General features: G+C 64.4%; 22 protein-coding genes and 1 tRNA gene. 10 read left to right on the top strand and 13 right to left on the bottom strand.

Annotation, left to right across the window (positions count from 1 at the left end):
* Positions 1 to 63 precede the first annotated feature (63 nt).
* From Q0A15_RS14660 to Q0A15_RS14650, 3 genes are all read right to left on the bottom strand, one after another.
* Complete coding sequence (locus tag Q0A15_RS14660; protein ID WP_291280264.1) at positions 64 to 1341, bottom strand: MFS transporter; 1278 nt, start codon at positions 1339 to 1341, stop codon at positions 64 to 66.
* Positions 1342 to 1398: 57 nt separating this feature from the next.
* Positions 1399 to 2094 carry a GntR family transcriptional regulator gene (locus tag Q0A15_RS14655; RefSeq protein ID WP_291280263.1) on the bottom strand — a complete coding sequence of 232 codons (696 nt, stop codon included), beginning with the start codon at positions 2092 to 2094 and terminating at the stop codon, positions 1399 to 1401.
* Between the two features lie 183 nt (positions 2095 to 2277).
* Positions 2278 to 2922 carry a hypothetical protein gene (locus Q0A15_RS14650; protein WP_291280262.1) on the bottom strand — a complete coding sequence of 215 codons (645 nt, stop codon included), beginning with the start codon at positions 2920 to 2922 and terminating at the stop codon, positions 2278 to 2280.
* A gap of 217 nt (positions 2923 to 3139) precedes the next feature.
* On the opposite strand from Q0A15_RS14650, the gene Q0A15_RS14645 reads away from it, so the two are divergent.
* Positions 3140 to 3216, top strand: a tRNA-Pro gene (locus tag Q0A15_RS14645).
* Between the two features lie 374 nt (positions 3217 to 3590).
* A complete protein-coding gene (locus Q0A15_RS14640) occupies positions 3591 to 5300 on the top strand; it encodes a sulfatase-like hydrolase/transferase (protein WP_291280261.1) in 1710 nt (569 codons plus the stop codon).
* A gap of 102 nt (positions 5301 to 5402) precedes the next feature.
* On the opposite strand, the gene Q0A15_RS14635 is transcribed toward Q0A15_RS14640, so the two are convergent.
* Together Q0A15_RS14635 and Q0A15_RS15080 are read right to left on the bottom strand one after the other, a co-directional pair.
* Positions 5403 to 6356, bottom strand: coding sequence for a D-2-hydroxyacid dehydrogenase family protein (locus tag Q0A15_RS14635; RefSeq protein WP_291280260.1), 954 nt, complete (start codon positions 6354 to 6356; stop codon positions 5403 to 5405).
* A gap of 33 nt (positions 6357 to 6389) precedes the next feature.
* Entirely contained in the window at positions 6390 to 6578 is a 189-nt protein-coding gene (locus Q0A15_RS15080; RefSeq protein WP_367273408.1) for a hypothetical protein, read from the bottom strand.
* Between the two features lie 20 nt (positions 6579 to 6598).
* Between Q0A15_RS15080 and Q0A15_RS14630 the strand changes: the two genes are divergently transcribed.
* The 8 genes from Q0A15_RS14630 to Q0A15_RS14595 all read left to right on the top strand — a co-directional run bounded on the left by Q0A15_RS14630 (position 6599) and on the right by Q0A15_RS14595 (position 18059).
* Complete coding sequence (locus Q0A15_RS14630; protein ID WP_291280259.1) at positions 6599 to 9079, top strand: FAD-dependent oxidoreductase; 2481 nt, start codon at positions 6599 to 6601, stop codon at positions 9077 to 9079.
* Between the two features lie 76 nt (positions 9080 to 9155).
* On the top strand, positions 9156 to 9797 hold the full coding sequence (locus Q0A15_RS14625; protein ID WP_291280258.1) for a TetR/AcrR family transcriptional regulator: 642 nt from the start codon (positions 9156 to 9158) through the stop codon (positions 9795 to 9797).
* A 163-nt stretch (positions 9798 to 9960) separates the two neighbouring features.
* Positions 9961 to 11535: an LTA synthase family protein gene (locus Q0A15_RS14620; protein ID WP_291280257.1), complete on the top strand. Its 1575-nt coding sequence runs from the start codon at positions 9961 to 9963 to the stop codon at positions 11533 to 11535.
* A gap of 278 nt (positions 11536 to 11813) precedes the next feature.
* The gene (locus Q0A15_RS14615; protein ID WP_367273407.1) at positions 11814 to 13202 is read left to right on the top strand and encodes a PucR family transcriptional regulator; all 1389 of its coding nucleotides are present in this window, start codon (positions 11814 to 11816) and stop codon (positions 13200 to 13202) included.
* Positions 13203 to 13402: 200 nt separating this feature from the next.
* Positions 13403 to 14845, top strand: coding sequence for an APC family permease (locus tag Q0A15_RS14610; RefSeq protein ID WP_291280256.1), 1443 nt, complete (start codon positions 13403 to 13405; stop codon positions 14843 to 14845).
* Positions 14842 to 15408 carry a hypothetical protein gene (locus Q0A15_RS14605; RefSeq protein WP_291280255.1) on the top strand — a complete coding sequence of 189 codons (567 nt, stop codon included), beginning with the start codon at positions 14842 to 14844 and terminating at the stop codon, positions 15406 to 15408. Before Q0A15_RS14610 ends, Q0A15_RS14605 begins: the two co-directional genes overlap by 4 nt.
* A gap of 85 nt (positions 15409 to 15493) precedes the next feature.
* The gene (locus Q0A15_RS14600) at positions 15494 to 16612 is read left to right on the top strand and encodes a Zn-dependent alcohol dehydrogenase (RefSeq protein ID WP_291280254.1); all 1119 of its coding nucleotides are present in this window, start codon (positions 15494 to 15496) and stop codon (positions 16610 to 16612) included.
* 70 nt (positions 16613 to 16682) lie between these two features.
* A complete protein-coding gene (locus tag Q0A15_RS14595; RefSeq protein WP_291280253.1) occupies positions 16683 to 18059 on the top strand; it encodes an NAD-dependent succinate-semialdehyde dehydrogenase in 1377 nt (458 codons plus the stop codon).
* Between the two features lie 125 nt (positions 18060 to 18184).
* Here the strand turns inward: Q0A15_RS14595 and Q0A15_RS14590 are convergent, their stop codons facing one another.
* The 8 genes from Q0A15_RS14590 to Q0A15_RS14555 form a co-directional block, all read right to left on the bottom strand.
* Positions 18185 to 18679 (bottom strand): O-acetyl-ADP-ribose deacetylase, encoded by a 495-nt coding sequence (locus tag Q0A15_RS14590; RefSeq protein ID WP_291280252.1) that lies wholly within the window; start codon positions 18677 to 18679, stop codon positions 18185 to 18187.
* Positions 18680 to 18758: 79 nt separating this feature from the next.
* A complete protein-coding gene (locus tag Q0A15_RS14585) occupies positions 18759 to 20780 on the bottom strand; it encodes an N-acetylmuramoyl-L-alanine amidase (protein WP_291280251.1) in 2022 nt (673 codons plus the stop codon).
* A 255-nt stretch (positions 20781 to 21035) separates the two neighbouring features.
* Positions 21036 to 21776: a M50 family metallopeptidase gene (locus tag Q0A15_RS14580; protein ID WP_291280250.1), complete on the bottom strand. Its 741-nt coding sequence runs from the start codon at positions 21774 to 21776 to the stop codon at positions 21036 to 21038.
* A gap of 56 nt (positions 21777 to 21832) precedes the next feature.
* Positions 21833 to 22222 (bottom strand): type II toxin-antitoxin system VapC family toxin, encoded by a 390-nt coding sequence (locus tag Q0A15_RS14575; protein ID WP_291280249.1) that lies wholly within the window; start codon positions 22220 to 22222, stop codon positions 21833 to 21835.
* Positions 22219 to 22482, bottom strand: a complete 264-nt coding sequence (locus tag Q0A15_RS14570; RefSeq protein WP_291280248.1) for a type II toxin-antitoxin system Phd/YefM family antitoxin — start codon at positions 22480 to 22482, stop codon at positions 22219 to 22221. Before Q0A15_RS14570 ends, Q0A15_RS14575 begins: the two co-directional genes overlap by 4 nt.
* Before the next feature lie 139 nt (positions 22483 to 22621).
* Complete coding sequence (pgi, locus tag Q0A15_RS14565; RefSeq protein ID WP_291280247.1) at positions 22622 to 24301, bottom strand: glucose-6-phosphate isomerase; 1680 nt, start codon at positions 24299 to 24301, stop codon at positions 22622 to 22624.
* Positions 24302 to 24440: 139 nt separating this feature from the next.
* A complete protein-coding gene (locus tag Q0A15_RS14560) occupies positions 24441 to 25397 on the bottom strand; it encodes an alpha/beta hydrolase fold domain-containing protein (protein ID WP_291280246.1) in 957 nt (318 codons plus the stop codon).
* Between the two features lie 170 nt (positions 25398 to 25567).
* On the bottom strand, positions 25568 to 26821 hold a 1254-nt coding region (locus tag Q0A15_RS14555; protein ID WP_291280245.1), incomplete at its 5' end, for an FAD-binding oxidoreductase.

Raw genomic sequence — 26821 nt, 5'->3', positions numbered from 1 at the left:
CGACTCCGTTGTCGTTGCAGGCATAGGTGGCCGTGGCCGGTAAGCATCATGGTACTGGTGTGCTCAGGCCCGTCCGGCAGCGCGGCGCACTCGGGCCAGAACGAAGCGCGCCTTGGGGTGCAGCCCGGAGAAGACCGAGATCACCACCAACTCGGCCACGGCCAACACTGCCAGAACGGCCAGCGACCAGGCGTAGGGAAGCCAATCCGAGACCATGGAAAGCACCATCGGGAGGAAGAACCCCACGTAGGCGATGGAGTAGTAGACGCCGGTGAGTCCGGCCAGGTCGTCTGCCCGGGCGATGCTCTGTACCTCACGCAGTCCGCCCTGCAGCAGGCTGCCGTAGGCCACGCCCGCCACAGCGGCGGTGAGCACGGAGAACCAGATGGAGACGGTGACGGCACTGACGACGGCCATCGCCAGCGTCAATACGGTCAATGCCATGGCCACCCGCAGTCCGTGGGAGGACCGGGTGCGGTGCATGCGGCCGGCGAACTGCTGCGTCACGAATCCGACGCCGAGCGTCACGAGGCACATCAGCCCCGAGAAACCGATGGGTGCGGCCGACACCTTGTCATCCAATAGGGCGGGCAGCACGGCGTAGGCCACTCCGCACATTCCGAAAACCCAGGCCGCGGTGGGCAGGACCACGAGCAGGAAGCGGCGTTCCGCAGAGGACGGGACCTTCAGCGCAGTGATGAGACGATCCGGGACCCGCGAGGAATGCCCCGGTCCGGCGGTCTCTGGGGTGGGTAGCTGCCAGAACCCGGCCAACAGCCCCAGTAGCCCGGAGATGATGAAGGGCAGCAGCGTGGGATGCGCAGCCCATTGGGCCAGGGCGGCGGCGATCACCGCGCCGAGCCCGAAGCCGATGGTCAGCGACAACCCGGCCCGCTTGGCGCCCGTCCCCGGCACATTGCCTGACTCGAAGGGCGGCTGCGAGAGTTCCTTGATCCAGGACGTGCCCACGGCCATGCACAAACCCAAGGCGATACCGGAGAGAATGCGGCCGATCAGCAGCAGCGCCATGGAGTGCGCGCCGAAGGCGAGCACGGCGGAGCCGGCGGCGGCGATGAAGGGTGCGGAGGCGAGCACGGGTCGTCGGCCATATTTGTCCGATGCGGGACCGCCCACCAACAGCGCCGGGACGATCCCGAGCACGTACACGCCCAACAGGATGAACACGGCGGTGGCGCTAAGACCGTCCACCTGTCGGTAGAGGTTGAGCAGCGGCGTGAATTCGTTGCCGGACCATGCAACGGCGAAGACGCCGAAGGCCACGCGGAACCAGGGTCGCGTGGGTAGGGGAGCGGTGGGCGGGGTGACCTTGATTGCGGTCATGAGGGGGAGTTGCTTCTTTCGAGCGGGTATCGATGTCGGGTGATCTGGTGCGGAGTCTCAGGTGATCAGGTCGGAATGGATGTCCATCAGGTGGTTCCGCAGGGTGGCACGGAATGCGTCGACATCCTTGTGTCCGACGGCGGTGAGCAGCTCCGCGTGCTGGCTCACCACCCGCCGGGCGGCCTCCGGCGAACGCCACAGGGACCGTACGGACATGCGTGTCTCCTGGTCGGCGATCGCGTCCTGGAAACGCGCGTAGATGCTGTTGCCGGAGGCCTCGATGATGGCGCGGTGGAAGGCCAGGTCGGCCTGGCTGAACGCGGCGAGGTCCTGGGCATCCAGGGCCTCGCGCTGCTGCTTCAGGATGTTCTCCAAGTCATCGGTGACGCGTTGGATGACGCCGATTCGATCCGTTGCCTGAGCCTTGTCGACCACGGTCCGGACGGATTCGGATTCCAGGAGCACGCGGGCATCGACCAGATCTCGGGTTTGGTTGGGGTCCACCGGCACCACCAGGGCGCCGCGGCGTGGATAGAGGCGCAGCCACCCTTCCGATTGCAGGCGAGTGAAGGCCTCACGGACCGGAGTCCGGGAGATCCCGAGGCTGGCCGCGATGTCGCCCTCGGAGAGCATCTGTCCTGGCTCCACCGCACCGTCGAGCAGGAGCGACTTGACGTGGTGGTAGGCGCGCTGGGCGGCTGGCTGCTTGGCCGGTTGGTTGACCTGCACGTGGTGTCCTTCGTTCTCTTCCATACATCTTGTATACAAGACGCTTTGAACCTTACTCCTTCATGATCTGTCTTCGGGAAATGTGTCGGCGGCGGCACCGGCGACTGTGGCGGAGGCGACGAGGCGGTATGACGTGCTTGGCTGCTTGTGTGCCGCCAGGGTGCTGATGCTGGGGCTGGGTTACTAGGGTCGGGGTGCCGAGGTTGCTCAGTCGTTGCGGGTGACCAGCACGGTGGAACTGGCTGGTTCCCACCAGACGGTGAAGGTCCCGTTGGAGCGGGGAAGGAGTGCGCTGGGGTCCACCGTGAGCACCTTGGTGAAGGGGGTCCCGTTGGGCATGGTCTCCCTGGTGGCCGCTACGGCAGCGTTGACGTCGAAGCCGAGGTCATCGCCGTCATCGCCGTCATCGCCGGCGGGGTCGTCAATCATGTCCTGGTCCAACCACGCCAGGTCCGGGTCGAACTCCTCGATGCATCCGTCCGGCAGTACGCCCGAAGTACGCGCCGAATGGAACCCCGCGTACTGGTCCTCATAGAAGGCGGTCAGACTTCGGGAGCGTTGATTCCGTTGTGCGCGATGGATCAGTTCGAAGAACTCCGGGTCGCCCAAGAAGTCGACCGTGCCGTTGGGTAGCAACCGGAACCCCATCCGGTCGGCAGATGCGAAGACCGTGTGCACGTCCCTGGTCCGCTCGCCGAGTCGGCCGACGGCAGGCTCGAACGGAATCACCACGGGGAACGTGGTGCCATCCTCGAGTTCCACCACCGCAATGGAGGCGAGCACGCGTTCCATCCAGGACTGATCGGTGAAGACGCGGCCCGGGTCGGGGAAGGGCGTGACGATGGAGGTCATGGTCTGAGGCTAGCGGGATTTGAACCGGCGACCTGCGGCGCGGAGGAGTGGTGACGCGGGAGATCGCCTCCGGGTTCGCTGCGGGCTCATGTACTTCGATGAGGCATGCATCACGCTTTGCGGAAGAGGACGTCCCGATTCGCTTTCCGTGCTTTTCATGGGGTAGTCTTTTGGAGGTGCTTCACCCGCCCTGAGCACGGGGCGGAATGAGGAATCACGGGCTATGGCGCAGGTTGGTAGCGCGCTTGACTGGGGGTCAAGAGGTCGTGGGTTCAAATCCCGCTAGCCCGACCAAAATCTCAAAAACTGGATGCCGGAACACGAAAGTGTTCCGGCATTTTCGTTTTTCGCATCGAGGCGAGCGGATGTCTCCGGCGGCCCCCATCGTGGCGTAACGCGGCCACCGAGGCTACACTCAGGCCTCAAACCAGACCTGAAGGGGGCCTGGGAAGAGGCGGTGACAAGCCTAACAATCCACGTGAATGTGCGAGTCGTCACCGTGGCATGGAGGTTAACAGCGACATAATATTGCAGGAAATGGACTTCTCCGTCCCGTGAGGTATGCCCCGGCTCAGACCCAAGACCGGTTGGCAAGCACAGCGCAGGTGATGAACCTGCTGCGGAACGAGTGAACGGGATGGTTGGGTCGGAAAGAGTTAGGTGAACGTATGGCGGCAACGCTGCTGAAGGCGCTTCGGCGCTCAGGGAAGGGCCTTGGCTGGTTCCTGGTCTACCTTGCGATCTGGCTTGGCATCTTCCTGCTCATCGCCGGCATCGGCATTCTGGTGATCTACGGCCCCACCCCGGTGGACCAGGTTCTCTTCAACATGTTCCCGATCAACTTCGATTCCGGCGGAATCGTCGTGTGGATCGGCGTCCTGGGACTCGGTGTGGTTCCGATCGCATTGACGCTGCTCATCGCGTTCTTCCACGTGCGCCACAACCGTAAGGTGCGTCAGAACGGTTCTCGGCTGCGCCCGCGTCGGGCCCGCTGGATCCCGCGTGCCATCGGCACCACGCTCGTGACGGCGCTGTTGGTGGCCGGGTTCACCACCTTCAGCACCACGGTCTCCCTGCCCTCCTACGTGAAGGCGGCCCCCTCTTCTTACAGCACCAGCCAGTACTACAAGCAGCCCGTCGCCACGGCCACGAAGAACAAGCACAACCTGGTGATGATCTACCTGGAGTCCGGCGAGGGCACCCTCGAAGACACCGAACTCTTCGACGAGAACCCCTACGAGCCGCTGAACAAGGTCACCAAGGAAGAGGATGGTTGGAAGACCATCGACGACTTCAAACAGTTCGAGGGCGGCGGCTGGACCATGGCCGGCATCACCTCCACCGGTTGCGGTGTCCCGCTGAAGTCCAACGGCCTGCTTTCCGGTAAGTCCGGCCTGAACGAGGTCGGCGGCGTGTCCTCCTACCTCGGTGGCATCACCTGCCTGGGTGACATCCTGAAGGACAACGGCTACAACAACGTGTTCATGGGCGGGGCCAACGCCTCGTTCGCGTCCAAGGATGTCTTCCTGAAGACCCACGGATACGACACCGAGTACGACCTGAAGACCTGGCAGGAAACCGAAGGCATCCCCACGGACGAGTTCCGTTCCGACTGGGGTCTGAGCGATCGCCAGCTGATGACCCGTGGCATGGACGAGGTCGACAAGCTGCACGCAGAGTCCAAGAAGTCCGGGCAGCCGTTCAACCTGTCCATGTTGACGCTGGACACCCACGAGCCCTCGCACATCTACCCGTACTGCGAGGACACGACCGAGAACTCGTTGACGTCCGTGTACCGGTGCTCCAATGATCAGGTGGCCTCCTTGGTCACCCACATGAAGAAGAAGGGCTACCTGGACGACACCACGGTGGTCATCATGGGCGATCACTACAAGCACATGAGCCCCAACTACCAGTTCCACGAGCAGCTGGACAACAACGAGAACCGCACCATCTACAACCGTATCTGGGTTCCGGGTGACGAGGAGAACAAGCTGAAGACCCGTTCCGGGATCGACCAGCTCAACCTCTTCCCCACCATTCTCGAGGCCACCGGCTTCGAGGTGAAGAACCGGGAAGCCGGACTGGGCGTCTCGGCGTTCGCCTCTGAGAGTGAGATCCCTGAGGATTCCGCTCAGGCACTGGACGAGAAGACCTACAAGGAACTGCTGGATTCCCGTTCGTCGGATTTCTACAACCTGGCCTGGGGCGATGAGGCCGCCCTGGACAAGGGAGTGAAGTTCGACAAGGAAGTGAAGCTGAAGGGGCAGGACGGTTCGGATACCGAGGACAGCACCGAGCAGGACCCCGCGGACAGCGATTCCGAGGAGAATCAGGGCGCCTCGAAGGTGAATCAGGGCGCCGCAGGGCACCAGTGATCTGCTGAGACGACCAACGTGAAACGGCCGGTGGCCGGCTTTTCGAAGCCGGCCACCGGTCGTTTTCTTCTGTGTTCGGCGCCTTCTCGACGCGGGCAGCGATCAGGCGAGTACGCGGATCGGACTGCCGTTCAACCAGGCCTCGATGTCCTCCAGCGCCTGCCCGTAGAAGGTGCGGTAGGTGTTGTCAGTGACGTAGCCCAGGTGCGGGGTCATGAGCAGGTTCGGAGCATCCCGCAGCGGGTGGTCGGCGGGGAGCGGTTCTTGGTCGTAGACGTCCAGCGCAGCTCCGGCGACGGCTCCACTGTCCAGCGCCTGGACCAGTGCGTCGTTGTCGACGAGGGGACCTCGTGCGGTGTTGACGAGGATCGCCGAGGGTTTCATGAGGCCCAGCTGGTCGGCACCGATCAAGCCGGCACTTCTGGGGGAGAGTTTGTAGTGCACGCTGACCACATCGGCGGACGCGAACAGTTCTTCCTGGTCCACCCGGCGGACGCCAGGGATCGTGGACACCGCCTCGTCGGTGAGATTCTGGCTCCAGGCAACCACATTCATGCCGAAGGCTTGGCCCACTTGTGCCACTCGCGAGCCGATGCGGCCCAGACCCACCACGCCCAGAGTTGCACCGTCCAGGTCCGATCCCACTGTGGACTGCCAGCGGCCGCGGCGCATCGCCGCGACCTCGTGGGGTAGATGGCGTACGAGGCCGAGGATCAACGACCACGTCAGTTCAACCGTGGCGGAGGCCGGGGAATCCGTGTTGCAGACCGTGATCCCGTGATCTGCGGCGGCCTCGAGGTCGATGCTCGCGTTGGCCCTGCCTGTGGTCACCAGGAGCCTCAATCGGGTGAGGGCGCCGAATCGTTCCGCGTCGAAGCCGGTGCGTTCCCGCATGGCGACGAGGACCTCGGCGTCGCCCACCGCCTCCACGAGGGCCTCGGTGTCCGTCACCGGGTGATGGAGGAAGTCGACTTGGTGGCCCAAGGCCGCGAGTCGTTCCCATTCGGCGCACTCCGATGCCGCTGACTGGTAGTCGTCAAGAATGCAGATCCGCATGGTGAGGACGCTAGTCGACCGGAATTCCCCTCTTCACATCATCGGCAATATGACCATATTATTTTGGAACCGACGCTGAGTCTCCTCGGCGTCGTCGGCAACGACTGACGTCACCTCCACCTCCACCGCACCTGCCCCTTGCCTCGTCCCGGACAGCCTGATTCCAGACAACCTCGTCCCGGACAGCCTGATTCCAGACAACCTCGTCCCAGACAGCCTCACCCAACACAGAAGGAGCCCCCATGGAACGCCTCGTGGACACCAGCCTCACCGCGACCCTCTTCGACCCGGAGGCCGCCTCCCGAGCGCTGCCTGCTACTGCCCGCACCGTGGTGATCGGCGGCGGGATCATGGGCGCCTCCACTGCGTATCACCTGGCGGCCGCTGGGGACCACCATGTGGTTCTGGTGGAGGCCAATCAACTCGGCTCCGGAACCACCTGGCACGCAGCAGGCCTGTGCTCTTCGCTTCGTTCCTCGGCAGCCCTCACCGACCTGGCACGTTACGGGGTCTCCGAATACGCCCGGTTGGAGGAGGCCTCGGGGTTGGATGTGAACTTCACCCGGTGTGGTGCCCTGCTTCTGGCCAGGACGGCGGAGCGGCTTCAGGAACTGCGCTATACCGCAGGTATCGCCCGTTTGAAGGGGATCCCCGCCGAGATGCTCACTCCGGATGAGGTGGTGCAGCGGTGGCCGTTGGCCTCCACGGAAGAACTCATGGGGGCTCTTTGGCAGCCGGAGGACGGGCATGTGAACCCCGGTTATGCCTGCTTGGCCTACGCAAAACTGGCGCACGAGCTGGGAGTACAACTCGTCGAAGCCACGCGGGTCACGCGAATCCTCCATGACAACGGCAGGGTCGTCGGAGTGGAGACCGAACGTGGAGTGATTGCCTGCGAACGAGTGGTGCTGACAGGAGGGCTGTGGAGTCGGGACCTGGCCAGGGAGTCGGGTGTGACCCTGCCTCTCTACGCAGCGGAACACGTCCATGTCAGGACCGAGGAGGTGAACGGCGCTCATGAGGGTCTCGCTGTGCTGCGAGACATGGACGGCTACCTCTACGTGCGCCACGAGAACGGACGGCTCCTGGTGGGCGCGTTCGAACCAGACGGGATTCCCCGCAGTACGGAGGGGATCCCCGAGGACGGCTTCGCCCAGTTCCCTCCCGCCTGGGAACACTTTGCGCCGGTCCGCGGCATGGCGCAACAGCGCGTCCCTGTCCTGACGGACACCGAATTCCAGCGTTTCCTCAACGCACCGGAATCCTTCACGCCGGACTCCAACTTCCTGCTGGGGGAGACCGCGGAGATTCAGCAGCTCTGGGTGGCGGCCGGCTTCAACTCTCAGGGCATCATCTACGGACCCGGAGTGGGCCGGGCGCTGCAGGTCTGGATGGACACCGGATCCCCAGACTTCGACGCTTCGGCGGTGGACGTTCAGCGTTGCGCCAAGCAGCAGAACAACCGGAGGTTCCTGCATGAGCGCACGCGTGAGGGACTGGGCAACCTCTACGCCATGCACTGGCCCCACAAACAGCCGGCGACCGCGCGTAACGTGAGACGCTCACCCCTGCACCAGCGCCTCGAGGCGGCAGGTGCGTGCTTCGGCGAACAGTCCGGTTGGGAGCGGCCGGACTTCTACGGGACACACACGACCCAACCGCGCTACGAATACAGTTTCGGCAAGCAGAATTGGTTCGACGCCGTGGGTGAGGAGCATCGTGCCGCTCGTGAGGCGGTGGCGCTGTTCGACCTCTCGTCCTTCACCAAGGTGGAGGTGGCCGGCCCGGACGCCCTGACCGTCCTCCAAGAGGTGTTCACCGCCAACCTGAGCATGCAGGTGGGCCGCGTGCGCTACACCCTGGCGCTGGATGCCAACGGACGCATCCAGTTGGACGGCACCGTGGTGCGGCTGGGCCAGGATCGCTTCTGCATCATCACCCCGGCCGCCTACCAGTCCAAGACCTTGGGCCTGCTGCGCCACGCCTGTCGCGGCACAGCCACAGCAGTGTTCGACGCGACCAGCGGTTACGCCACCCTGGGACTGATGGGTCCCGAGTCCCGCCAACTCCTGAGCAGGATCAGCCCGGACGACGTCTCCGATGAGGCCCTGCCGTACCAGCATGCCCGCACGCTGGAGGTGGCCGACGGACACGCGCTGGCCGTGCGGGTCAGTTACGTCGGCGAGTTGGGCTACGAACTCTATATGAGCGCAGACGAGGCGGTGAACGTGTACGACGCCGTAGTTGCCGCGGGGGAGGAGATGGGGTTGCGGCACGCCGGCTACCTGGCGCTGGACTCGTTGCGAACTGAGAAGGGCTATCGGCATCTTGGGCACGACATCGGCCCGGCGGACAATCCCTTCGAGACCGGCCTCGGCTTCACCTTGTCTTGGAAGAAGGAAGCGCACTTCACCGGCCGCACGGCGTTGGAAGGGATCAAGGCCGCGGGACCAGCGCCCGTCAAGATGGTCCACGTTCTCCTGGAGGACCCGGACGTGGTGTTGGTCCATGACGAGGCCGTGGTCCTGGGCGGGCGGATCGTGGGTCGCCTGACCAGCGGCAGCTACGGCTACACCCTGGGCGCGGCCTGCGGGCTCGCCAGCGTGGAGGCGTCCGTGCCCGACGGCGCGGTGGTCACCGTGGACTGCGCAGGCACCCAGGTCCCCGCGCGCGTGAGCGCGCGAGCGTTCTATGATCCCGATAGTGAGCGCATGCGCGGCTGAACGCGGTAGAACACAGCCACACCCAACAGCGAGCCATGCATCCAACAACGAAAGAGAAGAACGGGAGGGACAGCGGTTGTCTGACGACACAGGACCTGACCAACTGCGGGACGCGCGTGATCAAGGGGACCTGGCCACGCGTCGTAAGGCAGAGATCATGGCCGCAGCCGGCGAACTCATCGGCGAGCAAGGCTACGATGCCGTGCGGCTACGGGACGTGGGCCGTGCCGCCGGCGTCTCCATCGGCATGATCCAGCACTATTTCGGGTCGCGGGACGAACTGCTCCAGGAGACCCTCAGCAGTGCCAGCCGCGAACGCGTGCGCAGCTGGACCGACTCGGGAAACCGACACTCGGATCCGGGTCGAAGGCTCGGCGCTCTGCTGGATCAGGCCGTGGCGGACGATCATCGCTGCCTCATGTGGATCCAGACCTGTGCGGCCGCCTCACGCCATCCGCAGCTGCGCCCGGACGTGGTGCTGACCCAGAACGCATGGCGTGAGGGGCTGAACGCCGTCATCACCGACGGAGTGGCACATCAGACGTGGACGCCGCAGCTGACGGTCGCACAGATCGTGGACGTTTTGGTGCCCACCATCGATGGTCTGATGCTGGAAGCGGCAACCGGGTCTGCCGCGGAGAAGAACGGCGGCCGTCCCCACCGCAGCGAGGTGCTGCGCAACGTTGCATCCAGTCTGCTCCGTGTGACCAGCCTCTGAGTCACGGCTCTGAACCACGGCCCTGAACCACGGCTGCGAGCCGTCGGCCGGATCCCGAGCGTGACCTATCCCTCCCAGGCCATCCCGAAGCAATGAATTAAGATGTCAAGGATGTGCATCCGGGGATCCCGGGCGCGGTTGAGAGACACGTGAGGTGACGCGGGTGAGTTCAGAGGCGACGAGCAGAGTGGGGCGAGCGGCCAGAGTGGTCGGCATCGTGCTGGTCTACATCGCGCTCTGGGTCGGCATCACGTTGCTGCTGGCGGGGATCGGCATCCGGTTGATGTGGGGGGACAGCTCCGTTGACCAGATGATGCTGAACATCGTGACCATCAACGCGGACGGTGGTGGTGGGCTCGTGGTGTGGATCGCGGTCCTGGGATTCGGTCTGCTTCCCATCCTGATCACCTTGGGCATCTGGTTCCTCCGCTTCCGGCGGCGTCGCAGGCGCGAGCGCACGGCCGGGGCAACGCAACCTCGTCGCCCCTCCGTCTGGCGGCGCTCCCTCAGCGGCGTGCTCGTGGCGCTGGTGGTGGTGGGTGGGGCCACGGCCTTTGTCTCCACCGTACGGGTGGGGCAGTACGTGAAGTCCGCCAACTCCGAGTACGACATCACCGACTACTATCGGGCGCCCGAGGTCACCAACGCCGCTGCGAAGGACGAGCACAAGAATCTGGTGCTGATCTACATCGAGTCCGGCGAGGCCACGCTCTCGGACACCACGTTGTTCGAGAAGGACCCGTTCAAGCCGCTGGAGAAGTCGGCCGCCTTGGACGATGGTTGGAAGAGCATCGAGAACTTCCAACAGTACGAGGGTGGCGGCTGGACCATGGCAGGCATCGTCTCCACCCAGTGCGGCATCCCCCTGAAGTCCAACGGCACCCTGACCGGGCAGGTCGGGATGAACAAGGTGGACGGCGTGGAGACCTACCTAGGCTCACAGGTCTGCCTCGGCAACGTGCTCAAGGGCCAGGGCTATGACAACGTGTTCATGGGCGGGGCCAAGGGCGCGTTTGCGGGTAAGGGGACCTATCTCCACGATCATGGCTACGACATCGAGTACGACCTGGAGACGTGGCGCAACAAGGGCGAGCCAGCAGACCAGTACCGCTCCGATTGGGGCCTGAGCGACAAGCGCCTCATGGCCAACGCGCGGGACGAGGTCGATCGCCTCCACGCCAAGGCGCAGAAGACCGGGCAGCCGTTCAATCTCTCCATGCTCACGTTGGACACCCACGAGCCGGTGCACATCTACGACTACTGCGACGTGGACACCGAGGAGGCGCTGACCTCAGTGTTCGAGTGTTCCGTACAGCAGGTGGCGGACTTCGTGGACTACATGGACAAGCAGGGTTATCTCGAGGACACCTCCGTGGTGATCATGGGAGACCATCTGAAGCACATGGGAGTCACGGACAAGTTCCACGAGGAGCTGGACGAGAACCCGAACCGTTCCATCTTCAACCGCATCTGGGTGGCAGGCCAGGACCGCGAGCAGTTGCAGGTGCGTGAGGGAGCCGATCAGCTCAACCTGTTCCCGACCATTCTGGACGCCGCTGGGGTGCAGCTGAAGGACCGTCAGGCCGGACTCGGCGTCTCGGTGTTCTCGCCGACGCTGCCCAAGGACTCCGCACAGTCGTTGAAGCCGGAGACGTACAAGAGCGTGTTGGACTCCAGGTCCAAGGAGTTCTACCAGCGGGCTTGGGGCGGACAGGATACGGATGAGGGCTCGGACTGAACCCCACTCGCCGCTGACGCTGTGCGGAGTTCATACTGGTTGGCGTGTCCCTCTCTCTGCGCAGACTCCTCCAGAACCCATCCCTCCACCTCCGACTCGTGGTTGGCGAGGCAGATAGCCCAGTTTCCGATTCCTCGACGGACATAGAGGACGAAGAGCGTACGGGAGTTCCGGCGCTGGACAGGGAGTTCGCGTGGTTGCACGCCACCGACATGATCGATCCGACACCCTTTCTCGGACCCGCAGAAGTCATTCTGACTCTGGGCTGGCAGTTTCCGGTGACGGAAGCTGCGACCAGCTCGGTCGCCGAAGAACACGTCCCAGCCGAACGATTGCAGCGCATTTACGACGACTATGTCAGGCTGGTGGCTGCCCACGGTGTCATCGCGATCGGTTTCGGGTCTGACGTGGTTCATCGCGGAGTGGCGGCGGAGCTGACGCGTGCCTGCCGCCGCTATGGGCTGATCCTGTTCGACGTGCCATACGAGATCTCCTTCATGGACCTTCTCCAAGAGGCCGCGCTGGTCATGCAGCGCGACGACTCCGCCAGGACATCCAGATCTCTTCGGGCGCAGAAGGCCATCGCCAATGCTGCCACTCGCCGTGATGGTCTCAATGCAACCCTTCGCGAGACCGGCAGGCAGCTCGGCTGCGGTGTCGCGCTTTACGACCCGCTGGGCCATGCGGTGACGCGCGTCGACGCTCCCGGAACCGTGGTGGAGACCCCTTCGGGCCTCGCAGATGTTGTGAAGGAGTCCCTGTCTGCTGAGCAGCGCTTCCGGTCCGTTGTGGTGGGCAGCACCGAGGTGATTCTGCAGTTGTTGGGAGAACCCGGGAGCATCACTGGCGTCCTGGTCCTGACGTTGAGCAAGGGTTTCGATGACGTCTCGCGCAACGTCCTTTCCAGCGTCCTTGCCCTGGTGAGTGTCTCGCTCGAACAGAACCAGGTGCTCTCTCGGATGTACTCGACCTTGAGGGAGGCATTGCTGCAACTGATCCTCTCCGGCAATGTGTCGGTGACGGGTCACATCATGGAACGGCTGTGGGGGTCTCTGCCGGCTTTGCCGCTGACTGTTCTGGTTGGTATCCCGATGAAGGCGGACATGGCCCAGCACCTTCGGTCCATCGAAGCACTGCAAACCGAGGTCTCGTGCCCAATATTCTTCGCCCCGTACCGCGGAGATATCGCCGTCGTGGCGCATGATGCCGATGCGGATCCGGTGGTGAATGCATTGGCAACCTACGACTTAGCTATCGGTAGGTCCAGTTGTGCCTCGTGGGAAGGGCTTGCCCATGCATTGGAGGAAGCCAGACGTGCAGCGGAAGTCGGTCTACGCCATGGGGCGGACCGTGCGATGTCGTTCACCGAGATCTGGCGAAATGGTGTCACGGACCTGATTGATGCTTCGGATGCAGCGCACGTGGCTCGCCGTTCATTGGCTCCACTGGTGGAGAACGACGCGGTGGGTCATGGCGATCTGATCCGCACGTTGCGTACGTGGCTGCGACATCATGGAAGGGTCGCTCCCGCCTCCAGAGAGCTCGGCGTGCACCGCCACACCCTGGAGAATCGGATCCGTCAGATAGCCGAGCTGGTGGACATGGATCTCGAGGATTTCGACGTACAGATCGAATTGGGACTCGCGCTGCGCTACCTACCCTCCTGACGAGGCTTGTCCCAACGGCATACCGGAGGACAGTTTGTCTGCTGTGAGATGCATGCTTGGACATTTCGGTCAAGCGATCTGTCGATGTTTGTTAACGATGTGTCTGTTTGAATCTTGAACTGGGACGGAACGTCTACTGTGTTGACGGTCACGCATGAACCAAGCTGGCATCTGCACAACTTGTTGGCGAAAGGTTCGGGATGCCGAAATTGAAAAGAAGCCTGGGGTTCGGTGCGGCTTACGCCGCATCGACGGGTTTGGTGGTGTCGGGTACCGCCATGGTCTCCCTCGGTAACGGGTTCGGTACAGGTGGCGTGGCCTTCGCCATCCCGGCTCTCGTCGGCCTGGTCATTATCGTCATGGTTGCGATTTCCTATGGCGAGTTGGCATCGATGATGCCCGGCGGAGGAATGGTCGGCGAGTACACGATGCCGGCGATGGGCAGGCTCATGGCGATCGTCGCCGTTCTGGGCGGTTACCTTGTGCTGGTTTCCGCCGACGGAGGCACACAGCTCATGGTTGCGGGGGATTCCTTCGAGTCCCTCACCAATTTCCCTGCCGCGTTGTTCTCCGTGATCCTGCTGCTCGTACTGCTGGTCCTCAATCTGTCCGGCGTGGACATCTTCGCCCGAATCCAGATTCCGGTGGTGATCGGCATGATGGGAATTCTCGCCGTCATGGGTCTGGCGGGCGTGTTGGGATTCACTGGGGAGACCCCGGTGGACAACCCGACCCTGAACACCAGCTGGGGGTCCCTGGCCTCGATGGGGTCCGTGGCCATCTGGCTCTACATCGGTATGGAGTTCGTGGCTCCGCTGGCCGAGGAGATCAAGAAGCCCTGGAAGAACATCCCGCTGGCGATGATCGTCGGCGTGTGTTCCATCTTCGCAGTGGACATGCTCTTCGGGTGGGGCGCAACCCACTTCGCCGATCTCGATGAGATGGCTTCCTCCTCGATCCCACACGTCGTCGGAGCGGCCGCCATCTTCGGACCGGTCGGTGGCCTCATCATGACGCTAGTGACGATCTTCGCGTCGTTCTCCACCGGCAACTCGTACCTGGCCGCCATCCCTCGCATGCTCTACGGGATGGCCAATGAGGGGCTGCTCCCGCGTTGGTTTGCGCGTGTAAGTCGCCGATCTCGTGTCCCATGGGCGGGCATGCTCGTCACCGCAGCATGTATGGGCGTGGTGCTGCTGTACTCGAGCCTGGTTCAAGGAGGCATTGACCTGATCCTGAACCTGGTCAGCATCGCCTGCACCACGTGGCTGCTCAGCTACATCATCGCGCAGCTGGACGTGATCATCCTGCGCAGGAAGTACCCCAAGGCGCGGAGACCTTTCAAGACGCCTCTGTTTCCGCTTCCTCAGATTCTCGGGATTCTCTCCTGCATCTACCTGATCGTGTTCATCGTCCCCGACATGGAGCAGCGCTTGGTCATCTGGGGTGTGGCCGGCGTCATCGTGGCTGCCATCGTCGTGTTCGGTGTGGTGTGGCTGCGACACCAGAAGCTACCACTGTTCAAGCCCTCTGAACTGGAATACACCCAGGAGAATATCGTGCGCCGGTCGGAGGGAGTGGACCCGGACGAACACTTCGATTCGGGGCTGACGCACGTCGCACAGGAGGGGACGGAGAAGTGAGGTCTTTGCGTCGCAGCAAGAACAAGAATCCGCTGGAGTCCGATGGCCCGGTGGTGAATCGTGCGCGAGCATCGTTGTTCTCCGTAGCGAAGCTTCTGGGTCGGGTGCGTAAGCAGGGGACGACTTCTGTAGTCGTCACCACCGATCACGGACTGGACCTCACGCTGAATTACGCCCACAACAACTACCTTCTCTCCAGGGTGTACAACCTGGAGATCTCCCTGGACCTGCCTCTGGACGGACTGCCGCCGGGGCTGAAATTGAGCTATGCGGGAGGCCAGGGCCCCCGTTTCGGTGGGACCTCCGAGCTGTCGCGTAGGGCAGCAGGACAGCTCAATGACGTGATCGCCGACGACTTCCGCGGGATTGACATACTCAACGCACGGACCACCCGTCATGAAGGCGGGGTCCGGCTGACGCTGACGCCCATGGGTGGTGCCTTCGTCTGGGTGCTGCTGCCGCCGGTCTTCAAGACCATCGCGTTCCCGCCCGGAGAGATTGGTCGGATCCAGGACCTGTTTCGCCGGATCAACCGTCTCGCCGCATCGCAACTGTCGCCGTGACTCCAGGGTTCGGTCGTCGGATCCGCAAATTCTCACCTTGAACCTGGGGTTCGTCCCCACCTGAATCGTCTTTCGAAGGAGCATCATGACCAACACCATCCCGGTCCGCGCGGCGGTCTTCACGGGTCCCAACGAACCTCTCGATATCAAGACTCTGCAGCTTCCTGCTGAGCCGGGGGACGGAGAGGTTCTGGTGCAGATGGTCGCCTCGGGTGTATGCCATAGTGATCTTCACGCTTTGGACGGCGAGTGGGACACCCCGGCGCCGCTGGTGCTGGGACATGAGGGTGCAGGTGTGGTCCAGAGGGTGGGCCGCGGCGTGGATAACGTACAGCCCGGTGACCATGTTATCCTCTCCTGGACTCCCTCGTGTGGTCGGTGCGAGTACTGTGCGGCGGGCCGCCCGGTACTCTGCGAAGTTGCCAACGAGACCGCCTACCGGCACGTTCTGGCCGACGGGAAGACCCGGCTCCGCGATGGTGAGACGCCGGTCAAGAGTTTCCTCGGGGCAGGGACCTTCGCTGATCACGCCATGGTGCCGTCCACCGCAGTCGTCAAGGTGCGTGAGGATGCGCCGTTGGCACAGGCCGCGTTAGTGGGGTGTGCTGTAACGACCGGGATCGGTGCAGTGATCAATACCGCTCGGATGGAGGCCGGGAGTACCGTGCTCGTGGTCGGCTGCGGTGGTGTCGGCCTGAACGTGGTGCAGGGTGCCCGGCTGGCCGGCGCGCGGCAGATCATCGTGGCTGACGTGAGCGAGGAGAAACTGGAGCTCGGACGGAAGTTCGGTGCCACTGACACCGTGAACTCCAAGGAACGGGACCTGGTTCAGGCCGTCCGCGACATCACCGGCGGCCCAGGTGTGGATTATGCCTTCGAAGCGATCGGACTGCCACGGACCATCGAGCAGGCTTACGAGGCCATCCGTCGTGGCGGTACCGCCGTCGTGGTCGGGCAGGTTGCGGACGGTGTGAAAATCAGTATCGATCCGTTCGTCATGAGTGATCAGGAGAAGAAGCTGATCGGCTCCAATTACGGCTCCAGTCGGCAGGTGATCGATTTCCCTCGGATTCTTGACCTCTACATGGAGGGAAAAGTCGATTTGGACTCGATGATCACCAACCGGATTGACCTCGACCAAGTGAACGAATCATTCGACGAGATGCGTGTTGGCAACGGAATCCGTAGTGTGATCGAATACTAGCAACGAATCTGGTCGATCCGGCGAGCAGCCGCCGCGTGGGCCAAAGTGCATCAAGAGGAGCGAAGTCACCATGTCCAAGTACAGAGTCCAGAACCCCGCCACCGGTGAGGTCGTGGAGACCTTCCCTGAGGCCACCGACGCTCAGATCGAGGATGCCCTCGCAGCAGCCCACTCCGTGTACGTGGAGTGGAAGGACCGTGACATCCAGGAGCGTGCCGCCGTTGTCCGCCGCGTCGCGGAGATCTTCGTGGAGCGTGCCGACGAGTTGGCCCGCACCATCGCCACCGAGATGGGCAAGTCCGTCCAGGAGTCCCTGGAAGAGGTCCAGTTCGCCGCCGACATCATCGATTACTACGGTGTGCACGGCCCCAGCCTGGCAGGCGACTACCAGATCCCCTCCACCATTCCCGGCGTGGCCCGCATCGAGGCGCTGCCCATCGGCGCGCTGCTGGGCGTCATGCCTTGGAACTTCCCCTACTACCAGGTGGCGCGTTTCGCGGCCCCGAACCTGGTGCTTGGCAACACCATCCTGCTCAAGCACGCCGACGTCTGCGGCCGTTCCGCGCAGCTGATCGAGGACATCATGGTCCAGGCCGGCGTCCCCGTGGGCGGCTACCAGGCGCTCTACGCGAACCACGATCAGATCGCCACCATCGTGGCGGACCCTCGCGTTCAGGGCGTCTCCCTGACCGGTTCCGAGCGGGCAGGCGCCATCATCGGCGCTCAGGCCGGAGCCAACCTGAAGAAGGCCGTGCTGGAGCTCGGCGGCATCGACCCCATGGTGGTCCTGGACGCCGACGACGTCGCCGCCGTGGCCAAGGACGCCTGGGACTTCCGCGTCTACAACGCGGGCCAGGTCTGCAACTCCAACAAGCGCCTGATCGTCATGGATGACATCTACGACGAATTCGTGGAGGAGCTGGTCAAGCTCGGCACCGGCCTGACCCCCGGCGATCAGCTGGACCTGCAGGACGGCCAGTACGTGCCGCTGTCCTCTCGCGCCGCGGCCGAAACCGTGGACGCTCAGGTGAAGAAGGCCGTCGAGGAGGGCGGCCGCGTGCTCGTGGGCGGCGAACTCTCCGAGGGTCCGGCCGCTTACTACGCGCCCACGGTGCTGGTTGACGTTCCCCGTGATTCCGAGTCCTACCGCCAGGAGATCTTCGGCCCCGTCGCCACGGTCTACAAGGTGGCCTCCGATGCCGAGGCGCTCGAGCTCGCCAACGACTGCGATCTGGGCCTGGGCGGCTCCGTGTTCTCCACCGACACCGCTCGCGCCGAGGCCGTGGCCTCCAAGCTGGAGGTCGGCATGACCCACGTGAACATCATCGCCGCGGAGGCCGCCGAGATCCCGTTCGGCGGTGTGAAGCGCTCCGGCTTCGGCCGCGAGATGGGCCCCATCGGCATGGGTGAGTTCGTGAACAAGCGCCTGCACTTCGTCTCCAAGTAGGGGACGCCACTCAAGGCGACAATGCCCGACGACGCAACTCGCGTCGTCGGGCATTGTCGCCTTGCGCCGTGGGCCCTGGGCCGGAGCCCCGTCCGCGTCCCGCGGACTGGGCTCCGTTGCGGCTCTCAGCCGAGGCGGGCACGTACGGCCCGGAAGTCGCGGTCGCTGAAGGCGACGATCCTGGACTCTCGCACGCGCGTGCTCGTCGTCTCCAGCGTGGAGACGGCCGCATCCACGGCGTCCTCCAACGGCCAGGCGTAGACCCCGGCGCTGATCAAGGGGAAGGCGATGCTGCGCACGCCGAGTTCGTCCGCAACCTCGAGACATCTGCGATAACAGGACAGCAAGAGGCTCCGGTCGCGCTGCCCCGCCGCGTAGTTGGGACCCACGGTGTGGATCACCCAGTCCGCCGGAAGTTCGCCCGCAGTGGTCCAGCCGGCATCGCCCGTGGCCAGTCCGTTGGGGAAGCGCGCGATGCAGTCGGCCAGAACGGCGGGGCCACCGGCAGCATGGATGGCCCCGTCCACGCCGCCACCACCGCGCATGCCGTTATTGGCCGCATTGACGATCGCGTCGACGTTCTGGGCGGTGATGTCTCCCTTGACCACGGTGATGTCCATGGGGCCGAGCCTACGACGGAGGGCCCAAGCAGGGACAGGCCTCGGGTTGGAAACCGCGGTGCCCGCCCCCCGAACGGGATCAGATGTGGCTGTGCCAGATGTATCCGGTCCGCGTCACCGTCTTCGTCCCGCTCTTGACCGTGTACTTGGTCCGGTACCAACCCGAGCGAGAGGTCTTGTGCGTGATCGTGACCTTCTGGCCCTTCTTCAGCGTGTCGGCACGTCCCCACGATGTGCCCGCACCCTTGTAGATGGGCGAGGTGTTCTTCAGTTTCTTGGCCTGGTCCTTGATGTTGGTGATGCGGAAGCCCGGAGCGGAATCCAGGTGGGACTTCCAGAGGTATCCCGTCCCGCCTGAGTACTTGATGCGGTACCAGCCATCACGTGTGGTCTTGTGCGTGACCGTGATCCGCACGTCCTTCGTCAGCGTGGTGATCCGACCCCACGAGGGATCCGCGCCCTTGTATACGGGGGAGTTGTGCTTGAGTCGCTTGTAGTAGTCGGCCACGTTCTGGATGGCGAAGCGCGGAGCGGTGTTCAGGTGACCCACACCCATGTAACCGACCTTGGCGCCGTACTTGACCTTGTACCACCCGGGGAGGGAAGTGTGGTGAGTGACGGTCACGGTGGCACCCTTCGGCGCGGTGGCCAGCTTCGACACGCCGGACCTGGGGACCGCGTAAATCGGAGCGGACTGTTTGGTCTGCGCGTAGAGGTCCTTGACGTTCTTGTCGGTCCACTTGACCTGAGACGTCTCCAGCTTCTTGACGTCGGAGGCCACATTGGTGCGCAGCGCGGGCAGCTTCGGGATCACGTATTGGCCGGGGCAGGCCGTGGCGTTGGTGGTGGTGTGTCCGATCAGCCGAGGAACGGAGACCTTGACGCCCTTCTTGTAGCGGCTGGTGCTGCCCGGCAGTGCACGGGAGGTCAGCGTCACCGTGGTGGTGGTGTCGACGTTGTACTCATAGGCCTTCCAGGCCAGGACCTTCCGAAGCGACGTCATCATCGCGGCTGAGGGCCGAGCTTCTTCGTAATTGCCCAGCAGCGACACGGAATAGGTGTTGGTGTTGAAGCCACCGGCATGGGTCCCCAGCGGCAGCGAGTTGATGGAACCGCGGCGACCCTCGTAAATGTTGCCGAACTTGTCGATCATGATGTGGTAACCCAGGTCGCCCCAGTTCAGGACATTGGTGTGGTAATTCCAGTCTGCCCTGATCTGTGCCTCGGCTTGGGTCTTGTTCTTGTACGAATTCGAACCCGCGGTGTGGTGGACGTAGAACGCGTCAATCCTCTTGTTCTGGGTTGCCGTGCTGGTCTGGTCCTCGTTGGGACCCCAGCTGGACCGCAGCTTGATGCTCGGAACCGCGGACGCGGGAGCGGTCCGGAAGGGCTCCGTCCCGGCGATGTTCGTCTGTCCGGCCTGTTCCTTCGACAGGGATCGAGCGTCAGCAGCGTTGGTTCCTGATGCGTTGGTTCCCGCGGTCTCGGTGCTGGTTGAGCCGGCAGCCGCAACGGTGTTGTCTCCCACCAAGGCCAGCTTCATATCCTGCGGTGCCGGATCCCCGTCCGTGAAGACGCGGGCCTGTGCGGCTTCGGCGTCATTGAGCAGCACGGGCTCGGTTCCACGCAGATCGTTGGGGCCCTCCACGATTTCCTGGTCGGTCCATGCGGTCCAGGCGCCGTCCTTGCGCAGACGCAGTTCAACCCGGTCGACGGTGCGCTCGGAGTGCTTCCACGTCACGCCTGCTGCGGTGAAGGAGTCCTTTCCGACCACCGCGGAAGTGGTCAGAGGGGCTTGCGCAGACTGGGCAGCCGGTGCCTTGCCCGCGTCACTCGTGGGTTTGGGGGTCACCGTGATGCGCTCGATGTCGGCGTTTCCGGGGGAGCGCCGGGCCGTCTCGGCGGGAGAGGCAGAGGTGCCTGATGCCGACTCAGCGCGTGACGTTGACGCCGCACTGGGCGCGTGGGACGGGGTGTTGGGCGCAGCGAATCCGGGCGTCGCAACAGAGGCCCCCACGAGGGCCAGCGCCAGTACGCCAGCAGTTCCGGCGGCGCAGGTGGATTTCAGACGGAATGGGCTGGAGCGAGATATGAAGGGCATACGATGCTTTCCCCGCAACCTCGGAATACATGATTTGTGTATGCCGAGGTGGTCACGGTGGTGGGACAAAAAATCGGGTTGTCGTCGAGTGACAACGCTCCCGATTCTTACACAATCTTCAATGCACCACGCGCAGATTTCCGTCACCGTGAGGCGTCAAATTCACGACCGATCAGGGCCGGTTCTGGCCATCTTGGGGGAGACGAACTGCGGGTCCGGGGAGACGAATCGCGGGCAAGCTCGGTGGCTGCGGTCTCAGGAATGGCTCAAGGTGGTCCACAACAGCCATGCTGCTGCGGCCAGGCAGCCCAGGATCACCACGCCCATGAGGAACAACCACAGACCGGCCGGTGCGCGCGTGATGGAGGCGAGGACCGCCGCGTCGGACTGGGTGCGATCTCCTCTGGCGTGGGCTCGGGTCAGGTTGCCGAATCCGCGCAGGGCTCCCAGGAGGAAGAAGATGCCGATGCCGCCCACCACGTAGCCCAACCACTCATCCGGGGTGTAGAGCGCAAGCCAGGCGGACAGTGCAACCACGGCGATACTGAGCAGCCAGGCGAGCCAGCCGCGCATGAAGATCAGTGAGACCAAGAGCAGGGCACCTGAGATCACCAAGGCCAGTCCTGCCCTCTGACTTAGCGCTGCCCACACCAGCAGCAGGCCATAGATGGCCGGGGCGGGGTAACCGCAGAAGGTGGAGAACGGGGCGCTGCCCGCTGTGCCGCGGGAGACCGTCTGGCCGGAGTGGTCGGTTCGGACGCTGATGGCCACGGAACGTCGGCCACGCAACAACCCGGCGAAACCGTGGCCGAGTTCGTGGACCACGGTGACCACCAGGCCGCTGAAGCGCCAGACGCCGGGAACGAACACGAGCGCCGCGGCCAGGATCAGGGCGATGGCTGCGCTGCGTCCCGCCTCCGGGACGGGGTTGGACACCGTCAGGGTGTCCAGCAGGCGGGGCCAGATGTCTGCTGCCTGCAGGTCGGTGCTCTCCATGCCTCCAATTTTGTCAGGCCGGGCTGTGCGTGAGCTTCTCAGGAAGCCGGGCCGATTCAGCTGGTGGACACCGGGTCCAAAGTGGGCAGTCCCAACAGCTCAGCGACGCGAAGCATGTTGGTGTCGTGGCTGACGACGACGATGTCGCCACCCGTGCTCAAGGCCGTGGCGAGATGAATCGCGTCCAAGGACTTGGTGTGTTCCGTGATGGCCTCGGCCACGAGGAGGACACTGTCGGTGAGCGGCACCAGCCCGATCAATGGCAGAAGCACTTCTCGGTCCAGGACCGGACGACCGGTCCTGCGCAAGAAACGGGTCAACTCAGTCTGCAGCAACCTGGATGAGACCAGTGCATCGTTGGCCTTCAAGCTGTCGAACCATGCGACAACCCTTGGACTTGCTTGAAGGGCAAGTACAGCGATCGAGGTATCTACGTAGTAGTTCATTCCTCGTCTCTGAGTTCGTCCAGGATGGCCATGGTCTCTTCAACGGTCATGCGGGGCGGACCGACCGCGTCCGCTAGTTTGGTTGTTCCGCGCTTCTTGGCGAAGGCAGCGGCAGGGCTGATGGCTTCACCCGAATCGACTGGAACCAGTCGGGCGATCGGTCGCTGGTGTTTGGTTACAGTGAAGGACTCACCTTGCTGGACGGCGTCCAGCGCAGCGGTGGGGTTCTGCCGCAATTGCGCTACTGAGATGGTCTCCATGAACAGAGGATAGACATCATGTCTACCTTTGTCTATGGACGGTGATGAGGGAATCCGGCGGTGCAAAAACACGCCCGTCGGTGTGGATCAACCGATCCACTCCGACGGGCGTTCGACAGCACCGACCCGTGTGCGACGGTCAGGCTCGGTGGGCCTTGTAGTAGTCCAGAAGTGCGCGGGTGGAGGCGTCCTGCTCGGCCGCTGCGGCCTCGTCGCCCTCAATGGCCGGTGCGATCTGCAGCGCAAGCTGCTTGCCCAGTTCAACGCCCCACTGGTCGAAGGAGTTGATGCCCCAGATGGTGCCCTGGGTGAAGGTGATGTGCTCGTACAGGGCAATCAGCTGACCCAGCACCGACGGGGTCAGCGACGGCGCGAAGATCGACGTGGTCGGGCGGTTGCCTGCGAACGTGCGGGCGGCGACGAGCGCGCCCGTCGTACCTTCTGCCTCCACCTCTTCGGCCGTCTTGCCGAAGGCCAGGGCCTTGGTCTGGGCCAGGAAGTTGGCCAGGAACAGGCCGTGCACGTCGCGGCCCGAATCCTTCAGCGGGTAAGCGGGGTTCACGAAGGCGATGAAGTCCGCCGGGATCAGCCGCGTGCCCTGGTGGATCAACTGATAGAAGGCGTGCTGGCCGTTGGTGCCGGGCTCGCCCCAGAAGACCTCTCCTGTCTCGGTGGTGACGGGGGAGCCGTCCCAGCGCACGGACTTGCCGTTGGACTCCATGGTCAGCTGCTGCAGGTACGCGGGGAAGCGATGCAGCAGCTGCGCGTACGGCAGCACGGCGTGGGTCTGTGCGCCCAGGAAGTTGGAGTACCAGACGTTGAGCAGGCCCATCAGGACCGGCACGTTCTCTTCCAGTGGAGTGGAGGCCACGTGCTGGTCCACGGCGTGGAAACCGGAAAGCAGTTCGCGGAAGGCATCCGAGCCCAGGGCGATGGCCAGAGACAGGCCGATCGCGGAGTCCACCGAGTAGCGGCCCCCCACCCAGTCCCAGAATCCGAAGGCGTTATTCGGGTTGATGCCGAACGCCTCCACCTTGTCCAGCGCCGTGGACACCGCCACGAAGTGGTGGGCGACGGCGCGTGCCCGGGCCGCGTCGTCGGGCAGGGATACGCCAGCCTCGGCGAGGCCGGACCAGAGCCAGTCACGCGCCAGGCGCGCGTTGGTGAGGGTCTCCAGGGTCGTGAACGTCTTGGATGCCACCACGAAGAGCGTGGTCTCCGGGTCCAGGCCCGCGGTGGTGCGGGCCAGGTCGGTTGGGTCGATGTTGGAGATGTACTTGGCTTCGATGCCGGCGTCCGCGTACGGGGCCAACGCCTCGTAGATCATGACCGGGCCCAGGTCCGAGCCGCCGATGCCGATGTTCACCACGGTCTCGACCCGCTTGCCGGTGGTGCCCTTCCACTTGCCGGAGCGGACCTTGTCGGCGAAGTCGGTGAGGCGGTCCAGCACCTCGTGGACGTCCCGGTCCACGTCCTGTCCGTCGACGACCAGCGCCGGTTCGGCGCCGCTGGGTCGGCGCAGCGCCGTATGCAGCACGGCACGATCCTCCGTGGTGTTGATGTGCTCACCCGAGAGCATGGCGGCGTAGCGCTCCGCGACACCGGTTTCCTTGGCCAGGTCCACGAGGGAGGCCAGGATGTCATCGGTGATGAGGTTCTTGGACAGGTCGACGTGGAGGTCGGCCAACTGGAAGGTGAGCTTGTCCACGCGCTCGGCGTCGGCTGCGAACCAGCCGCGTAGATCGGGGGAGAAATCCTCCTTCGCGGAGGTGAGCTGAGCCCAGGCGGACGTGGTGGTGGGATCGATCGGAGATGCCATGGTCTCAACGTTAGCGGGGCGGGGGCGCCAAGTGGGTGGATGACGCAAAGAGGCGGACCGTTCTGGGAGGCTTCCCACCGGGGATGATTTCGGTGGGCGTTGGTGCACGGTCTCACCACGACCACGCGCCGCGATGCGTCTACACCGCCAGGATCTTGTTGATCCACGCCTGGCGGGTCGCGATCGCAACTCGGGACACGGCTGCGTCCGGCACGAAGCCGTCGAAGGCGTGAAAGCCCCCGGCCCAGACGTGCAGCTCGGCCTGGCCGCCGACGGCCCAGATGGCCTGCGCATAGGCGACGTCCTCATCGCGGAACACCTCGGCGGAGCCACAGTCGATGTAGGCCGGCGGCAGGTCGGCGAGGTCCGTGGCCCGGGCAGGGGCAGCGTATTCGTGGACATCATCCCCGCCCTTGGCCTCACCCAGGAGCGCGGTCCAACCGACCACGTTGGTGCTCCGCGTCCACAATCCGGCGTCCGCGTATTGCAGCGTGGAGACGGTGCTGTCCCGGTCGTCCAGCATGGGGCACATGAGTAGTTGGCCGCAGAGTTCCGGGCCGTGACGGTCGCGATTCATCAGCGCGACGCCGGCCGCGAGTCCGCCGCCGGCGCTTCCACCGGCGAGCAAGAGCCGGCCCGGATCGACCCCCAACTCTGCCGCGTGGGCCGCCGTCCACAGCAGTCCGGCGTGGCAGTCCTCCACCGGGATCGGATGCGGGTTTTCCGGGGCCAGCCGGTACTCGACCGTGACCACTACGGCGTTGGACTCGCGGATCTGGGGGATGAATTCCTGCGCTCCCAGCCAGCGGTTGCCGCTGACCATCCCGCCGCCGTGGATGTAGAAGATCCCGGGCCCGGTGCCCGTGCGACCGGGGCGCTCGATGATGCTCAGCGTGATCTGCCCGCCGTCGTGGCCGTCGATGGTGACGTCACGCGTGGTGACGCCCTCCGACTCGACGGCTTCCCGGGTGGCGGATGAGTTGGCGCGCTCACGGGCGATGACCTGCTCAGCCGTCCTGAAGACATCGTCCATGGGGATGGCGGCCAGCGGACCTGCCAACTCCGCATCGAACGGCGGACGGCGTGGGTTGGCCATGGGACTCCTCGAGGTGTGCGCCCGGTCTGCTGCGGGTTCCACGCTAGCGCGCTGACCCGGTGCGTCTCGGGAAGCGTCGGCTTGGGGCTTCTCATGTCCGACGACGCGGTACCCGGCTCCGGTGCGCAACGCACCTTGGTGCGTTGCGCGGCGTCGGGCATTGGGAACTTTCAGTGTTTGCCTGAAATCTTGTTGGCGATACCGGCGATGGGTGAGGTAGTCGCTCGCCCCGCGAGTTCCTGCCGGTCCGCGATGCCGTACGCGGCATAGAGCCCGCGCGTGGCGATCCAGCGCAGCGGTTCCGTTTCCCACTTGCGGACCTTGTGGTTCCCCCAGGGCAGCCCGGTGATCTCGGTGTCGTGGCCGAGGATGAGGTCGCAGATGGTGCGCCCGGCCAGGTTGGTGGCCGCGACGCCCGTGCCGACGTAGCCGCCGCCCCAGGCGATGCCCGTGTTCCGGTCCAGGCCGACGGTCGCGGCCCAGTCGCGCGGCACGCCGAGGACGCCGGACCAGACGTGATCGATGTGCGCGTTGCGAGTGGCCGGGAAGAAGCGGTGCATGATGTGGGCCAGGGTTGTCACGGTGCGCTGCGGCGTCTGCCCGTCCGTGTCGGTGCGGGAGCCCCACTTGTAGGGGACTCCGCGGCCGCCGAAGGCTATGCGATCGTCCGCGGTGCGCTGGGCGTACATGTAGATGTTGGCCATGTCTCCCAGGACCTCGCCCTGGGACCAGTTGAGTTCGTCCCAGATCGCTGCCGGGAGCGGTTCGGTGGCGATGATGGAGGAGTTCATGGGGAGCCAGAGCCGGTGAAGGCCCTTCAGGTTCGCGGTGAATCCTTCGGTGGCGCGGACGACGAAGTCCGCGCGCACGGTGCCGTGGTCCGTCACCAGTTCGTGGGGTCTGATCTCCTGGACGGTGGTGAGCTCGTAGATCCTGATGCCGAGCTTTTCGCAGGCGCGGGCCAGGCCGCTGACGAGTTTGGCCGGATGGATCCGGGCGGCGTGCGGGTGCCATACGGCGGCGCGGGTGCCGGTGACGTTGATTCGGCTCGTGGCCTCCGGTGCCTCGAGGAGCTCGAGGTCGGCGTATTTCCAGGTCTGCTCCGCGGTGGCGAATTCGCGCAGCCGCTTCTCCTGCGCCGGCGTGTAGGCGACCGTGAATTCGCCGCCTTGTCTGATGTCGGCCTGGATGTTTTCGGACTCGGTGACGCGGATGACCTCGTCCACGGTCTCATTCATGGCGTGCTGGAAGCGTTCCGCTACGTCCCGGCCGTGGGTGGGTTCGTATTGTTCGCGGCCACCGGTGATGGCCGCGGTGAGCCAGCCCCCGTTGCGTCCCGAAGCGCCGTAGCCGGCGTGGCGTTGCTCCACGATGGCGATGTCGAGCGACGGCATGGCCTTCTTGAGGTAGTAGGCGGTCCAGAG

Source organism: Galactobacter sp. (assembly GCF_022712295.1).
Taxonomy (GTDB): domain Bacteria; phylum Actinomycetota; class Actinomycetes; order Actinomycetales; family Micrococcaceae; genus Galactobacter.
Note: the sequence above shows the minus strand (reverse complement) of the source record. Positions and strands in the feature narration are given on the sequence as shown.

What these genes read in the sequence shown, in the direction of transcription:
- Q0A15_RS14660 (WP_291280264.1), bottom strand. Translation starts at nt 1,341, where the DNA reads ATGACCGCAATCAAGGTCACCCCGCCCACCGCTCCCCTACCCACGCGA.
- Q0A15_RS14655 (WP_291280263.1), bottom strand. Translation starts at nt 2,094, where the DNA reads ATGGAAGAGAACGAAGGACACCACGTGCAGGTCAACCAACCGGCCAAG.
- Q0A15_RS14650 (WP_291280262.1), bottom strand. Translation starts at nt 2,922, where the DNA reads ATGACCTCCATCGTCACGCCCTTCCCCGACCCGGGCCGCGTCTTCACC.
- Q0A15_RS14640 (WP_291280261.1), top strand. Translation starts at nt 3,591, where the DNA reads ATGGCGGCAACGCTGCTGAAGGCGCTTCGGCGCTCAGGGAAGGGCCTT.
- Q0A15_RS14635 (WP_291280260.1), bottom strand. Translation starts at nt 6,356, where the DNA reads ATGCGGATCTGCATTCTTGACGACTACCAGTCAGCGGCATCGGAGTGC.
- Q0A15_RS14630 (WP_291280259.1), top strand. Translation starts at nt 6,599, where the DNA reads ATGGAACGCCTCGTGGACACCAGCCTCACCGCGACCCTCTTCGACCCG.
- Q0A15_RS14610 (WP_291280256.1), top strand. Translation starts at nt 13,403, where the DNA reads ATGCCGAAATTGAAAAGAAGCCTGGGGTTCGGTGCGGCTTACGCCGCA.
- Q0A15_RS14600 (WP_291280254.1), top strand. Translation starts at nt 15,494, where the DNA reads ATGACCAACACCATCCCGGTCCGCGCGGCGGTCTTCACGGGTCCCAAC.
- Q0A15_RS14595 (WP_291280253.1), top strand. Translation starts at nt 16,683, where the DNA reads ATGTCCAAGTACAGAGTCCAGAACCCCGCCACCGGTGAGGTCGTGGAG.
- Q0A15_RS14590 (WP_291280252.1), bottom strand. Translation starts at nt 18,679, where the DNA reads ATGGACATCACCGTGGTCAAGGGAGACATCACCGCCCAGAACGTCGAC.
- Q0A15_RS14585 (WP_291280251.1), bottom strand. Translation starts at nt 20,780, where the DNA reads ATGCCCTTCATATCTCGCTCCAGCCCATTCCGTCTGAAATCCACCTGC.
- Q0A15_RS14580 (WP_291280250.1), bottom strand. Translation starts at nt 21,776, where the DNA reads ATGGAGAGCACCGACCTGCAGGCAGCAGACATCTGGCCCCGCCTGCTG.
- Q0A15_RS14575 (WP_291280249.1), bottom strand. Translation starts at nt 22,222, where the DNA reads ATGAACTACTACGTAGATACCTCGATCGCTGTACTTGCCCTTCAAGCA.
- Q0A15_RS14570 (WP_291280248.1), bottom strand. Translation starts at nt 22,482, where the DNA reads ATGGAGACCATCTCAGTAGCGCAATTGCGGCAGAACCCCACCGCTGCG.
- pgi (WP_291280247.1), bottom strand. Translation starts at nt 24,301, where the DNA reads ATGGCATCTCCGATCGATCCCACCACCACGTCCGCCTGGGCTCAGCTC.
- Q0A15_RS14560 (WP_291280246.1), bottom strand. Translation starts at nt 25,397, where the DNA reads ATGGCCAACCCACGCCGTCCGCCGTTCGATGCGGAGTTGGCAGGTCCG.